Consider the following 12,253-nt stretch of genomic DNA (forward strand, 5'->3'; position numbering starts at 1 on the left):
GCGGTCAATCCCCTGCCGCGGCGGCCGCCGCGGCAGGTCGAGCGGGTGCGGCGAGTGGAGCCCGCGGTGCGGCGGGGATGGGTGGCATGGGCGCACCGGGCGCGCGCGGCGGGTCCGACGACGAACGGACCAAGGGCGTGCCCGACTACCTGATCACTCAGGAGAACGGCGAACTATTGATCGGCACGGACGGGCTGCGGACCGTGCCCCCGGTGATCGGCGGAGACAGCGACAGTGCAGCGGGCTGAGTTCACCGGCATCGAGTTCGAGATCCTGTGGTCGGGGTACGGCCGTGACCGTCTTCCCTACCCGTTGCAGTACCGCACCGATATCGCCGACTTCGAGGAGCTGAAGCGGCATCGGGAGGCTGCGGTCGAGAATCTGCTCGGCAAATACGATCCGGCGGTCGAGCACGCGCTGGCCGTCCTGCTCGAACCCGACGCCAGGGTCGAATCCAAAGGCTATATCGGACAGGATGATTCGAATGTGGTCCGCTTCCACGGCGCGATCCGCGGTCGCGCAGGCGCGACCCTGACGCAGGCCCGCGGCCCCGCCGAGGACGTCGGCGGTGACGTCGTCATGACCTACTGCACGGCCGATCAGGTCGCCGCCCTCGCGGTCGCGGCGCTGCCCCGCGCCAAGCCGGGCACCAAGCCCCCGGTGGAGGTCCGGCGCGAACAACTCGCCGCCGAAGAGGAACACTTCGAGTACCGCGCGGGTCAGCTCAGCTCCGCCGACCAGCTCAATCGCATCTTCCGCCGCAGACGCCACGCCTTCGGCGAGATCTCGGCCTTCTCCGGCCCCGCCGTCGACGCCCGCCCCAGCCCCGGCCGCACCTTCTGGTGGATGGACTACGACGACGGTCGCTACTACGTCAAGACCGGCGATCCCATCATCGCCGAACCCCTGCCCACCGACCGCATGGTCGCCGGCATCCGCCGCATGCTCGCCCGCGCCCAGCGCTACCACCAGGAGTTCGGGGAACCCGACGAACGCCTCGCCTGAGCTCGCTCACCACCCGCCGTCGAACAGTGCCTGCAACGCGGGCACGGGTTCGGCGACCGTCGAGGTATTCGCCACCGCGACAACGACGAACACCACGGTCAGTCCCATCGTGAGCAACCCGAGCCCGGCGAGAACGCCCCGCTCCGCCGAGGACTTTCCGGCCCGCCGCCACAACACCACCGTCGCGACGGCACACCCCACGGCGACCATGGACGCGATCACCACCATCGCGACGTGATAGCGCGTGAAGTCACCGATCATCACCTCGAGCGCGGGCGACGAACCCGCTGCGGCCAGCTGCCGACCGACGTCTGTCACGGTCCCCGCGAGTTCCGGACCCACCGGGTCGTCGAACAGCATCGGTAGCAGGGAGGCGTAGGGCGCCACCGCGCCTTGCACATTCGCCATCACGGCCAGCACCGCGACGAGCGCGCACGTCGTGACGCCCGCCCCGGCCGCCCCGAGGGCGACGCGGCGCCCCCACCGCGCGTCCTCTTCCCGGCCGACGGCGTTCCACAACGCGACGGCCAGCACCGTCAGAACCCCCAGCAGCACCGCCGCGATCACGGCTTTGGCCACGTGATACCGAAACCAGTACGCCACCACCTCATTCAGCGCGGGCGAGAATTCCCCTGCCCCGGAACTCCAGTACCCGACGAACGCCACCCGCAACGCGTCTCGCAGCTCCCCCTCGTTTCCGATCCCGCCCGCGGAACCCCACCCCGCCGCCATCCCCGGAACGACCACGAACGAGACGCCGAGCAGCACCGCCGCAATCGCGAGCAGCCCTATCCCCCGCCCGGACATTCGCCTCACCCGCGATACCACCGCCAGACCGCCCACGACGATTCCTCCACTCAGAAACGGCCACCGCGACACCAGCAGTCGCTCACACCGATGCTAACGAGCGCTTTCTGATGTGACACGTGCCGCGCTAGAATTCGGAGGTCGTCGGGTCGACTCCCGACCGGAGAGCGCTGTGACCGAGGCCGACTACGTCGTTGTGGGAGCGGGAAGCGCGGGCTGTGCGGTCGCGCGCAGGCTCGCCGAGAGCGGCGCGTCCGTGGTGCTGCTGGAAGCGGGTGGCCCGGACGACAAGGGCTGGGCCCGAATGCTGTTCCGGATTCCCGGCGCGATCAACGTCATGCACTCGACGCCGCAGCTGAAGAAGCTGTTCGATTGGGGCGACAAGTCGATCCCGCAGCGCCACGCGCTCGGCCGCCGGATCCCCATGACGCACGGCCGGATCCTCGGCGGATCGAGTTCGGTCAACGGGATGCTCTTCGTCCGGGGTCACCGGAAGAATTTCGACGACTGGGCCGCCGAGGGCTGTCACGGGTGGGCCTACGAGGACGTCCTGCCCTATTTCCAGCGGATGGAGGACTGGGAGGACGGCGCGAGCGAATGGCGTGGGTCCGGTGGTCCGATCAAGGTCACCCGCCAGCACACCATCACCGACGCGGCGCGCGCGTTCATGGACGCCACCGAAACGCGCCTGGGTGTGCCGAGAATCGACGACTACAACGGCGAGAGCCAGGAAGGGGTCGCGGTTTTTCAGCAGAGCGCCGCGAACGGTGTGCGGTACTCCGCGGCCAAGGGCTACCTGCACGAAGATCCGCTGCCCAATCTCACCGTGCGCACGCAAGCGCGAGTGACGAAGATCGTGATCGAAGGCTCCCGCGCGACGGGCGTGCAGATCGTGGTCGACGGCGGCACGCAGGTGATCGGGGCCTCGCGCGAGGTCGTCGTCTCGGCCGGCGCGTTCGGGTCACCGAAGATTCTGCAGTTGTCCGGGATCGGCCCGGCCGCGCACCTGACAGAGCACGGCATCGCCGTCGTCGCGGATCTGCCGGTGGGCGACAATCTGCACGACCACCTCTTCGTCCCCCTGTCCTTCGCGATGAATTCGGCGTTGCGCAGGCCGACGGCTCCGTATTTCCTGCGCGGACTGGCGGCCGAACGGATTCGTCCGGGATCGTCGTGGGCCGCCGGTTCCTCCTTCGAATCCGTCGCCTTCGTGCGCACCTCGCATGCCCACGACATTCCCGACCTGCAACTACTCAGCCTCTACTGGGTGTATCCGTCGCCGAATCAGGACTCCGACAAGCGAGTCGTTCCGGCCACCAAGAAGCCGGGTCACAGCGTCTTCCCCGCCCTCATCTACCCGGAGAGCCGTGGCACCGTGCGGTTGGCCTCGGCGGATCCGGCCGCCGCACCGCTCATCGATCCGGCGTATCTGACCGCACCCGAGGACACCGAGGTGCTGCTCGAGGGCATCGACATGGTCCGCGCGATCATGGCGGGAACCGGCGACAACGAGGGCGAAATCGTTCCCGGCGCACCCTTCACCGACGAAGCGGCGATGCGCGAAGAACTACCGAACCGCATCCACACCGTCTATCACCCGGTCGGTTCGGTCCGCATGGGTGTCGACGAGCGCGCGGTCGTGGATCCGCAACTGCGAGTGCGCGGAATCGACGGCCTCCGAGTCGCCGACGCCTCGATCATGCCGAGCGTGACCGGCGGCAACACCAACGCGCCCACCATCATGATCGGCGAGAAATGCGCCGACCTGATCCTGAAGGGCTGAGGTTCAGCCGAACGGGTTCGATCGCTCGCACTCCTTCGACGGAAACCGGAGCGATCCGGAACGCGCCGATGTTCCGCACGAAGATCGTGCGGAACATCGGCGGGGATGTCAGGCGGCGACGGCGACCGGGGTGGAGGTGGCGTCCGGGGCGGGCGTGGGGCGGAAGCGCAGGGCGCCCAGGCCGAGCAGGGCGAGACCGGCAGCCGACCAGGTGAGCAGGACCGCGAGGGGGGCCAGGGCGCCCGCGCCGTCGAAGTAGGCGACCGAACGGAGCAGGGACGCGGCCGCGCCGGGCGGGCACAGCTGGCCGATGGTGCCCCAGGGCTGCGGGAGGAGTTCGGGGGCGGAGGTGGCGGCGGAGAACGGGTTGCCGATGAGGAGCATGGTCAGGGCACCCAGGCCGATACCGGGGCGGCCGATCGCGGCGGCCAGGCCGACGAGGGTGGCGGCGACAGCGAACGCGGCCAGGCCGGCGATCGCGGCGAGTTCCAGGTAGGAGCCGGGAACGATCGAGAGCCAGGTGTGGAAGACCAGGGTGCTGAGCAGACCGCCGGCGACAGCGAAGGTGACCAGGCCGACGAGCCGGGCGGCGAAACCGGGGATCAGCAGGGTGAGCAGCACACCCGCGGCGATGCCGGACATCACCAGGGGCAGCACCATCGAGCCGAAGCCGGCGCCGCGCGGGTCGTCGGGGTCGGTGGCGACGACGTCCTGGACCGGCGTGGCGGGCGCGCCGCCGAACTGCTGGGCCAGGGCGGTGAGTTGCTGGGCGACCGCGGGTGAGGCGGCCGAGGCGACCAGGACCTGCGGTGCGCCCTGGCCGGTGACGATGGCGCCGTAGACCTCGTTGTCGGTGAGCGCGGTGCGGGCGGCGTCCGCGTCGGCGAGGGTGGTGATCTCGAAGGCGTCGGGGCTGCGCTGCTGCAGTTGCTGGGTGACCTGCGCGGCCTGCGGACCGGTGACGGCGATGGGCAGGTCGCGCGGAGCGAGGTTGACGGCGGGCCAGGCGAAGGCGATCAGGAGCAGAGCCTGCAGCGCGGTGGCCGCGAGACCGAGCGCGACCGCTCGTCGAGTGATCGTCATGGCGGTTCTCCCCTTAAAGCGAATGTTCGTTCTTTTTGGTGGTTCCACGGTGGCATCGAGAGCCCGCGCTTGTCAAGAACGGATATTCGTTTTACTTTGAGTCATGCCCCGAGTCAGCGAAGAACACCTCGAACGTCGCAGGCAGCAGATCCTCGACGCCGCGCAGCTCTGCTTCGCCAAGAGGGGTTTCCACGAGACCTCGATGCAGGATGTGTTCGCCGAGGCCGGGTTGTCGGCGGGGGCCGTCTACCGGTACTTCACCAGCAAGAACGAGATCATCGCGGCCCTGGTTCTCCAGACGATGGTGCCGCTGAGGTCGCGGTTGGCCGAGATCATCCGCGCCGAGACGCCGCCGGTGCCCGCCGAAGTCGTCCGGCTGCTCACCACCGAGGTGATCAAGCACAGCGGCGCGGACGGGCCGTTGCGCTTGGCGCCGCAGGCCTGGGCGCTGGCACTGGTGCAGCCGGAAGCCGGTCTACCGGTGCGCGAGGGCATCGCCACCATGCGGGATCTGTGGCGCGAATACGTGGTGCGGATGCGCGAGCTCGGCTGGATTCCGGCCGACGCCGATGTCGACGCACTGGCCAAGACCATCATCGGGATCATGCCCGGCTTCATCCTGCAACATCTGCTGCTCGGCGACGTCGATCCGGAAGAGATGGCCAGAGGCGTCGAGGTGCTGCTGCCGATCGACCCGGCCCGGGATCGTTAGAAAGCTCACTGTTACCGACGCCGGGGAACGGGTAGGTTCGGGTGCGGCACAGGTGGGGTCGTGGGGCCACCGAACCGCCGACAATCGATCCGACCAGGGAGTTTCCTGTGGCATTGCACCGACGAACCCTTCGATCACGCGGCATCGCCGCCCTCGCTACCGCGACCGTGGCGGCCGTCCTGCCCGTCGCCGTGGCAGGCACCGCGCAGGCACGCATGATCGGCGGATTCGAGGTGGGCGGCGCGATCGAGATCGAATACGACCAGGCCGGCGGCCCCGCGCTCGGTGACCCCACCTCCCCCGAATCCGACGCCGCGGCGGGCGGCAAGTACCAGACCTTCGCCAACAACGCGGCGATCTACTGGCACCCCGACACCAACGCCAACACCGTCGCCGGGCAGATCCGCGACAAGTTCGCCGAGCTGGGCAACGAGGGCGGCAAGCTCGGCTATCCGGTCACTCGCGAGGAGTCGACCCCGGGTGGTACCGGCCGCTACAACCACTTCCAGAAGGGGTCGATCTACTGGTCGGTCGGCACCGGCGCGCACCAGATCAGCGGCCCGATCCGGGACAAGTGGGCCGCGCTCGGCTGGGAGTCGAGCCCGCTGGGATTCCCGCTCAGCGACGTCTCCAAGGCAGGCAAGGGCGACGGCCAGTTCTCGATGTTCCCGACCGGCGCCATCTACTGGTCCTCGTCGACCGGCGCGCACGCGGTGTGGGGCAGCATCCAGGCCGACTGGATCCGGGCGGGCTCCGAAGGCGGCCGCTACGGCTACCCGACCAGCGACGAATACGACTACCAGGGCGGCAAGGCCCAGGATTTCCAGGGCGGCAAGATCACCTGGAAGCCCTCGAACTGACGCCTACGGCGCGAGCAGCCCCTGCCTGGCCCTGCTCGCGCCGGACAGCGTGAGCAGCAGCATGGTGGTGAGGGCCTGATCGTCGAGGCCCTCGGCGGGGAACGTGTAGCGCAGGATGACATCGCCCAGTTTGCCGCGCCCGATCAGGGTGACCGAGCCGAACTGGATCTCGTTGTTGCGCTCGGCGACGCGCTTGTGCAGCTGCGGCTTGAGCGGGCGATCCCAGGCCAGCACGCTGGTCAGCGACAGCACGGTGAGGCCCGGCGCCAGGGTGACCGCGCGGATCGAGCACAGCGCGCCGTCGTATTCGAAGCCGAGCGAGCCGTCGGCGTCGACGCGGACATCGATGTCCTGCATCTGCAGACAGGCGCCGGTGCGCGCCTGCAGGTCCAGTTCGGGTGTGACCACCGCGTCCATCTCGGCTCCGTCGCTCATTTGGTGCCGCCGAAGCGACGATCGCGCTTGGCGTATTCCAGGCACGCGTCCCACAGGTTACGCCGGTCGAAGTCGGGGAAAAGCGTGTCCTGGTAGACGAATTCGGCGTACGCGGCCTGCCAGATGAGGAAGTTCGAGCTGCGGAACTCCCCGGAGGGACGCAGGAACAGGTCGACGTCGGGCATATCGGGTTCGTCGAGGTACCGGGCGACGGTGGCCTCGTCGATCTTCTCCGGATCGATCTCCCCCGCCGCCACCCGGCGCGCGATCTCGCGTGCGGCGTCGGCGATTTCGGCGCGGCCGCCGTAGTTGACGCACATTGTCAGCGTCATCACGTCGTTGTCCTTGGTGAGCTCCTCGGCGATCTCGAGCTCCTTGATCACGCTGCGCCACAGGCGCGGTCGGCGACCGGCCCAGCGCACGCGCACACCCATCTCGTGCATCTCGTCGCGGCGGCGGCGGATCACATCGCGGTTGAAGCCCATCAGGAAGCGCACCTCGTCGGGGCTGCGCCGCCAGTTCTCGGTGGAGAAGGCGTAGGCGGACAGCCACTTGACGCCGATCTCGATACAGCCCTCGACGGAGTCCATGAGCACGGCCTCGCCGCGTTCGTGTCCGGCGGTGCGCGGCAGGCCACGTTCCTGCGCCCAGCGGCCGTTGCCGTCCATCACCAGCGCGACGTGGTTGGGGACCAGCTCCGGCGGGATCGCGGGCGGACGCGCACCGGAGGGATGCGCAGACGGCGGGCGCACGGTGCGGGCGGGCTTGCTCGCGGTGGAGGAGTCACGACGCAGGATCACGGCATCCATCCTGCCTGATCGTCGAGCACGGCCCGCACGGGCTCCGCGGATGGCCCGGATCGAGGGTTGCGGCGGCAGGTGCGCGACCGATCCGGCCGGACCGGCCCGCTCGCCGCGGTCGGGCCGCTCAGCCGACGCCGCCCGCGACCGAGCGGTACTCGCCCGTATCGGCACGGCTTCGCTCGATCAGCGGCAGCGTGCGCAGCTGCCGTTCCAGATGCCACTGCAGGTGAGCGGCGACCAGGCCGCTGGCCTGTCGGCGGATGTTGTCGGGGACGCCGGCGATGTAGTCCCACTCCCCCTTCAGCAGGGCGACGAGCAGGTCGAGGACCCCCGCGGCCGGGGTGCTCGCGCCCGGCGGCCTGCAGTGCACGCAGACCGCGCCGCCCGCCGCGACATGGAACGCGCGATGCGGGCCCGGCGTCGCGCAGCGGGCGCAGTCGTCCAGGGCGGGCGCCCAACCGGCGAAACCCATGGCGCGCAACAGATACGCGTCGAGGATCAGTTCGTGCGGGCGCTGCTTGGCGGCGATGGCGCGCAGGGCGCTCGCGGTGAGCGCGTGCAGTTTCGGCGCCGGTGCGCGTTCCTCGCCCGCCAGGCGTTCGGCCGTCTCGAGGATCGCGCAGGCGGTGGTGTAGCGGCCGTAGTCGTCGATGATGTCGGCGGCGAACGCCTCGACCGTGGTCACCTGGGTGACGATGTCGAGCGTGCGGCCCGGATGCAGCTGCACGTCGATGTAGGCGAACGGCTCGAGCCGCGCCCCGAACTTCGACTTGGTGCGCCGCACTCCCTTGGCGACCGCGCGCACCAGACCGTGTTGCCTGGTCAGCAGCGTGACGATGCGATCGGCCTCGCCCAGCTTGTGCTGACGGACCACCACCGCCTCATCCCGATACAACCGCACGGCCTCAGTCTTCCACGTCGACCCGACACCGCCACCACGGACACGGCGGGCCGGTCAGTCCCGCCGGAGCAGACCGGCGATGAGCAGCAGCAGGGATTGCTGGGTCTCGGCGCGGGCGCGCTCCGCGTCCTCGGCGTGCGCGACGATGAGCGAGGCTTCGGTGATGGCGCTGAGCAGCAGCTGCGCGAGGACCGGGACCGGGACGGCCGGGACGAGACCGGAGTCGACGGCGCGTTGCAGTTGGCCGGTGATCAGGCCGAGGCCGTGCCGGGATTCGAATTCGCGGAAGGCGGGCCAGCCGAGGACGGTCGGGGCGTCCATCAAGACCACACGCAGCATTTCCGGGCGAGCGCAGATGTCGAGGAAACAGGCCAGACCCGCGGTCATGCCCGCGACGACATCGTCGGGGGCGACGGCGACGACCGCGCTCGCGATCTCCGCGGTGGCTTCGGTCTCGATCTGCTCGAGTACGGCCAGGAACAGCCCGCGCTTGTCGCCGTAGTGGTGCTGCAGGGCGCCGCGGGTGACACCGGCGGCGGCCACCAGCTGTTCGGCCGAGGTCGCGGCGAAGCCGCGCTCGGCGAACAGGCTGCGGCCTGCCTGCTCGAGCGCAGCTCGGGTGGTGCGGGAGCGATCCTCCTGACTACGGCGCTGCATGCAGCCGAGTGAACTCCACGATCAGTTCGGCGAGCAACTCCGGCCGGTCCTCGGGCACGAAGGTGTAGGAGTCGTCGACGGTACGCAGACTCGCCTTCGGCAGGGCGGTGACGAGCCGCTGCGCCAGTGTCATCGGGAACAGCCGGTCCTCGGTGGACCACACCACCAGCACCGGGAAGTCGACCTCGGCGAAGCGTTCGGCGGCCGCGAGGGTGACCCGGTTGTCCACGCCCGCGGCGAAGCGACGCAGGTCGGCACGGATCGCGGCACTGCGCTGGGCGGGCCCCAGGTAGGACCGTGCGATGTCGGCCGGCAGGTGATGCTTGGTCACCAGTCCGAAGGCGAGCGGCAGCCGCTGCATCGGCTTCCACCGGATCGGCGCGAGCAACGGGGCGACCGCACCGGGCAGTTTCGCCACCTTCAGCAGCGCCGCGAACGGCTGCGGCGGGAAGACCTCGAAACAGTCGACGGCGGCCAGCACGACCCGGCCGATCCGTTCCGGCCTGCGGGTCATCAGGATCTGGGTGAGCGCGCCGCCGGTGTCGTTGGCGACGACGGTGACGTCGGTCAGGTCGAGCGCATCGAGGAACTCGGCGATGAGATCCGCGATGCCGGTGGGGGTGAGATCGGCGTCGGGCAGCGGGATCGAGTGCGATCCGAGCGGCCAGTCGGGGGTGAGGCAGCGGTGTCCGGCGGCGACCAGGCCGGGGACCACCCCGCGCCAGAGGTCGGCGTTGACGAGAAGGCCGTGCACGAACACGACCGGCGAGCCGGCGCCGGTGTCGTGATAGCGGATACGGCCGGACGACAGGGCGATCTCGCGCGCCGGGCCGAGTGCTGAGCTGATTCCCATGGGGTCCTCCCCTGGTCGAATGCTGGGCCTCTTCACTGTTACATACATACGGAATGTATGTCTATACCCGAGAAATCCACCCAGGGTATGTGGACGAGCGACCAGCTCGGGGCTACGGTCGACCCCACTACCTGCAGAGACGGAGCTCACATGTCCGCGCCCGACCGCCTCGCGCCGAAGCCCTCGGCCGACCTCGGCCTTTCCGAAATGTCCGCCGCGCTCGCCGACGGCAGCGTCTCCTCCGTCGCGGCCGTGACCGAGGCGCTCGACCGGATCGAGGCCGCGCAGCCGACGCTCAACGCCTTCCGGACCGTCCGCCGCGAGGCCGCGCTCCGGGAAGCCGCCGACGCCGACGCGCGTCTGGCCGCCGGCGAACGGCTGCCGCTGCTCGGCGTCCCGATCGCGGTCAAGGACGACACCGATATCGCCGGGGAGATCACCGCTTTCGGCTGCGGCGGCGAGTTCGCGCCGAAGACGGAGGACGCCGAATCGGTGCGCAGGTTGCGGGCCGCCGGTGCGGTGATCGTGGGCAAGGCCAATACCTGTGAGCTGGGCCAACTCCCGTTCACCAGCGGAGAGGCCTTCGGCCACACTCGCAACCCCTGGGATCGCACGCGCACCCCCGGTGGCTCCTCGGGCGGTTCCGCCGCGGCGGTCGCGGCCGGATTGGTGCCCGCCGCATTGGGTTCCGACGGCGCGGGCTCGGTGCGCATCCCCGCGTCGTGGAACAACCTGGTCGGGATCAAGCCGCAGCGCGGGCGCATCTCCACCTGGCCGCACGCCGAGGCGTTCTACGGGCTCACCGTCAACGGGCCGTTGGCGCGCACCGTCGGCGATGCCGCTCTGCTGCTCGACGTCACCGCCGGACCACACCGCGGCGACCTGCACACCCCGGCGCCGATCGACGCGAGCGCCGCCGTGGGGCGCGACCCCGGCAAGCTCAGAATCGCGCTCTCCCTGCGGATTCCGTTCACCGCGACCAAGACGGCGCTGGACCCGCAGATCGCGGCGGCCGTCCACGCACTGGCGACGACGCTGCGCGGCCTCGGGCACACGGTCACCGTGGCCGACCTGCACTACGGACTGATGATCGGCGCGTCGTTCCTGCCGCGCTCGATGGCGGGGATCGCGCGCGTGCGCGACGCGATGCCGGAGGCGATCGTCGACCCGCGCACCACGGCCAACGCCCGGTTGGGCGGACTGCTCGGCGGTCCCGTGCTCGCGGCCGCACGCCGCGCCGAGCCGTTGCTGCGCACACGGATCGGCGCGTTCTTCGACGACTACGACCTGGTCCTGGCCCCGACCACCGCCACCCCGCCCCCGCGTGCCGAGGAGATCGACGGGATCGGCGTCGGGGCGACCAACGCTCTGATCACCGCCGCCTGTCCCTACACCTGGCCGTGGAATGTCCTGGGCTGGCCGAGCGTGAACGTGCCCGCCGGTTTCACCGACGCCGGACTGCCGATCGGCGCGCAGCTGATGGGTACCGCGAACTCCGAGCCGATGCTGATCTCGCTGGCGGCTCAGCTGGAAGCGGAACTGCGGTGGGAGCGGGCGCGACCCACGCCGTGGTGGTGAGTCAGAACGGGGCGGTCGGCCACCACCGGTCGTAGAGCTCGGCGCCGTTGGTGGCGCCGATAATGCTGACCAGGCAGAAGTTCCGTGCCGGGTCGTCGAATTGGACGACGAGCGCCCCCGACGTGGTGCCCGCGCGCAGACCCGGCATGTTCTGGACGATGAGCCTGCCCCGCCCCGAGGACCGCTCCCAGTTCTCCTCCCGGATCTCGGTCGCTTCCACGAACGGCCGGGCGTTGCTCGGCGTGCGGTCGCCGTTGCAGTACACCGTCATACGTTCCACGGGATCGCGGTCACCGTTGCAGCTGAGCCGGCCGACGCCGTCGTGCTGGTCGAGCGCGATCGGCCGGTGCTCCTTGTCGACGGCCGCGCACCGTGCGCCCTGGTAGCCGCTCGCGAACGGCGTACGCGGGAGCAGCTCGGGCAGGGCACGGACGATGTATTCGTGCGCGCCCCATGCCGATTCGGCAGCCGTGGTCGGCGCCGCCGAGATCGTGGGCGCGGCGGCGGGCGACTCGTCGCGATTCAGCGCGACGGCACCGGCAGCTACCAGCGCGAGGGTGAGTCCGGCCACCGCCCCGGCGGCCAGGAGCCGATGACGGGACACCGGCACTGTCACGGCGCGGGGCGACGGAGTCGGTGCCCAGGAGTGGCCGACCGGGACAGCGGTGGGCGGGGTCCCGGCGGCGGGGCCCGGATGACCGATCGGTCCGCGCGGAGTTCCCGGACCGGCGACGCGCGCCGTCGGCGCCACCGGCGCGCCCAACGCGGCGGCCGCG

Annotated in this window: 12 protein-coding genes and 2 pseudogenes; 6 read left to right on the plus strand and 8 right to left on the minus strand. The window is 70.3% G+C overall.

Annotated features, from left to right (window positions below):
• Both ATM97_RS00730 and ATM97_RS00735 read left to right on the plus strand, forming a co-directional pair.
• Positions 1–248, plus strand: a pseudogene (locus tag ATM97_RS00730) (hypothetical protein); the annotation flags it as partial.
• Entirely contained in the window at positions 235–1,005 is a 771-nt protein-coding gene (locus ATM97_RS00735; protein ID WP_218715958.1) for an ESX secretion-associated protein EspG, read from the plus strand. The pseudogene ATM97_RS00730 and the gene ATM97_RS00735, both read left to right, overlap by 14 nt.
• Positions 1,006–1,011: 6 nt before the next feature.
• Here ATM97_RS00735 and ATM97_RS00740 read toward each other — a convergent pair whose 3' ends face one another.
• Positions 1,012–1,812, minus strand: coding sequence for a hypothetical protein (locus ATM97_RS00740; protein ID WP_218715959.1), 801 nt, complete (start codon positions 1,810–1,812; stop codon positions 1,012–1,014).
• A 172-nt stretch (positions 1,813–1,984) separates the two neighbouring features.
• Between ATM97_RS00740 and ATM97_RS34825 the strand changes: the two genes are divergently transcribed.
• Positions 1,985–3,595 (plus strand): FAD-dependent oxidoreductase, encoded by a 1,611-nt coding sequence (locus ATM97_RS34825; protein WP_218715960.1) that lies wholly within the window; start codon positions 1,985–1,987, stop codon positions 3,593–3,595.
• Between the two features lie 108 nt (positions 3,596–3,703).
• Here ATM97_RS34825 and ATM97_RS00750 read toward each other — a convergent pair whose 3' ends face one another.
• A complete protein-coding gene (locus ATM97_RS00750; RefSeq protein ID WP_218715961.1) occupies positions 3,704–4,678 on the minus strand; it encodes a hypothetical protein in 975 nt (324 codons plus the stop codon).
• Between the two features lie 103 nt (positions 4,679–4,781).
• Here ATM97_RS00750 and ATM97_RS00755 point away from each other — a divergent pair, with 103 nt between their 5' ends.
• Together ATM97_RS00755 and ATM97_RS00760 are read left to right on the plus strand one after the other, a co-directional pair.
• Positions 4,782–5,390, plus strand: coding sequence for a TetR/AcrR family transcriptional regulator (locus ATM97_RS00755; protein WP_218715962.1), 609 nt, complete (start codon positions 4,782–4,784; stop codon positions 5,388–5,390).
• A gap of 107 nt (positions 5,391–5,497) precedes the next feature.
• On the plus strand, positions 5,498–6,250 hold the full coding sequence (locus ATM97_RS00760) for a hypothetical protein (protein WP_308248320.1): 753 nt from the start codon (positions 5,498–5,500) through the stop codon (positions 6,248–6,250).
• A gap of 3 nt (positions 6,251–6,253) precedes the next feature.
• Here ATM97_RS00760 and ATM97_RS00765 read toward each other — a convergent pair whose 3' ends face one another.
• The 5 genes from ATM97_RS00765 to ATM97_RS00785 form a co-directional block, all read right to left on the minus strand.
• A complete protein-coding gene (locus ATM97_RS00765; protein WP_255586597.1) occupies positions 6,254–6,607 on the minus strand; it encodes a YbjN domain-containing protein in 354 nt (117 codons plus the stop codon).
• A gap of 74 nt (positions 6,608–6,681) precedes the next feature.
• Entirely contained in the window at positions 6,682–7,494 is an 813-nt protein-coding gene (locus tag ATM97_RS00770; protein WP_218715964.1) for an isoprenyl transferase, read from the minus strand.
• Positions 7,495–7,612: 118 nt separating this feature from the next.
• Positions 7,613–8,389, minus strand: a complete 777-nt coding sequence (gene recO, locus ATM97_RS00775) for a DNA repair protein RecO (RefSeq protein ID WP_218715965.1) — start codon at positions 8,387–8,389, stop codon at positions 7,613–7,615.
• Between the two features lie 54 nt (positions 8,390–8,443).
• On the minus strand, positions 8,444–9,046 hold the full coding sequence (locus tag ATM97_RS00780) for a TetR/AcrR family transcriptional regulator (RefSeq protein ID WP_218715966.1): 603 nt from the start codon (positions 9,044–9,046) through the stop codon (positions 8,444–8,446).
• Positions 9,033–9,899 carry an alpha/beta fold hydrolase gene (locus ATM97_RS00785; protein ID WP_218715967.1) on the minus strand — a complete coding sequence of 289 codons (867 nt, stop codon included), beginning with the start codon at positions 9,897–9,899 and terminating at the stop codon, positions 9,033–9,035. The genes ATM97_RS00780 and ATM97_RS00785 overlap by 14 nt, the downstream gene beginning before the upstream one ends.
• Positions 9,900–10,049: 150 nt before the next feature.
• On the opposite strand from ATM97_RS00785, the gene ATM97_RS00790 reads away from it, so the two are divergent.
• On the plus strand, positions 10,050–11,477 hold the full coding sequence (locus ATM97_RS00790) for an amidase (RefSeq protein ID WP_218715968.1): 1,428 nt from the start codon (positions 10,050–10,052) through the stop codon (positions 11,475–11,477).
• A 1-nt stretch (position 11,478) separates the two neighbouring features.
• On the opposite strand, the pseudogene ATM97_RS00795 reads toward ATM97_RS00790, so the two are convergent.
• A pseudogene (locus ATM97_RS00795) lies at positions 11,479–12,253 on the minus strand (hypothetical protein); the annotation flags it as partial.

The sequence above is a fragment of the Nocardia sp. MH4 genome, assembly GCF_019266065.1.
In the GTDB taxonomy this organism is placed as follows: domain Bacteria; phylum Actinomycetota; class Actinomycetes; order Mycobacteriales; family Mycobacteriaceae; genus Nocardia; species Nocardia canadensis.

Excerpts from the sequence above, each read along its gene's own strand:
- ATM97_RS00740 (WP_218715959.1), bottom strand. The coding sequence starts at position 1,812 with ATGTCCGGGCGGGGGATAGGGCTGCTCGCGATTGCGGCGGTGCTGCTC.
- ATM97_RS00750 (WP_218715961.1), bottom strand. The coding sequence starts at position 4,678 with ATGACGATCACTCGACGAGCGGTCGCGCTCGGTCTCGCGGCCACCGCG.
- ATM97_RS00755 (WP_218715962.1), top strand. The coding sequence starts at position 4,782 with ATGCCCCGAGTCAGCGAAGAACACCTCGAACGTCGCAGGCAGCAGATC.
- ATM97_RS00765 (WP_255586597.1), bottom strand. The coding sequence starts at position 6,607 with ATGCAGGACATCGATGTCCGCGTCGACGCCGACGGCTCGCTCGGCTTC.
- ATM97_RS00770 (WP_218715964.1), bottom strand. The coding sequence starts at position 7,494 with ATGGATGCCGTGATCCTGCGTCGTGACTCCTCCACCGCGAGCAAGCCC.
- ATM97_RS00780 (WP_218715966.1), bottom strand. The coding sequence starts at position 9,046 with ATGCAGCGCCGTAGTCAGGAGGATCGCTCCCGCACCACCCGAGCTGCG.
- ATM97_RS00785 (WP_218715967.1), bottom strand. The coding sequence starts at position 9,899 with ATGGGAATCAGCTCAGCACTCGGCCCGGCGCGCGAGATCGCCCTGTCG.
- ATM97_RS00790 (WP_218715968.1), top strand. The coding sequence starts at position 10,050 with ATGTCCGCGCCCGACCGCCTCGCGCCGAAGCCCTCGGCCGACCTCGGC.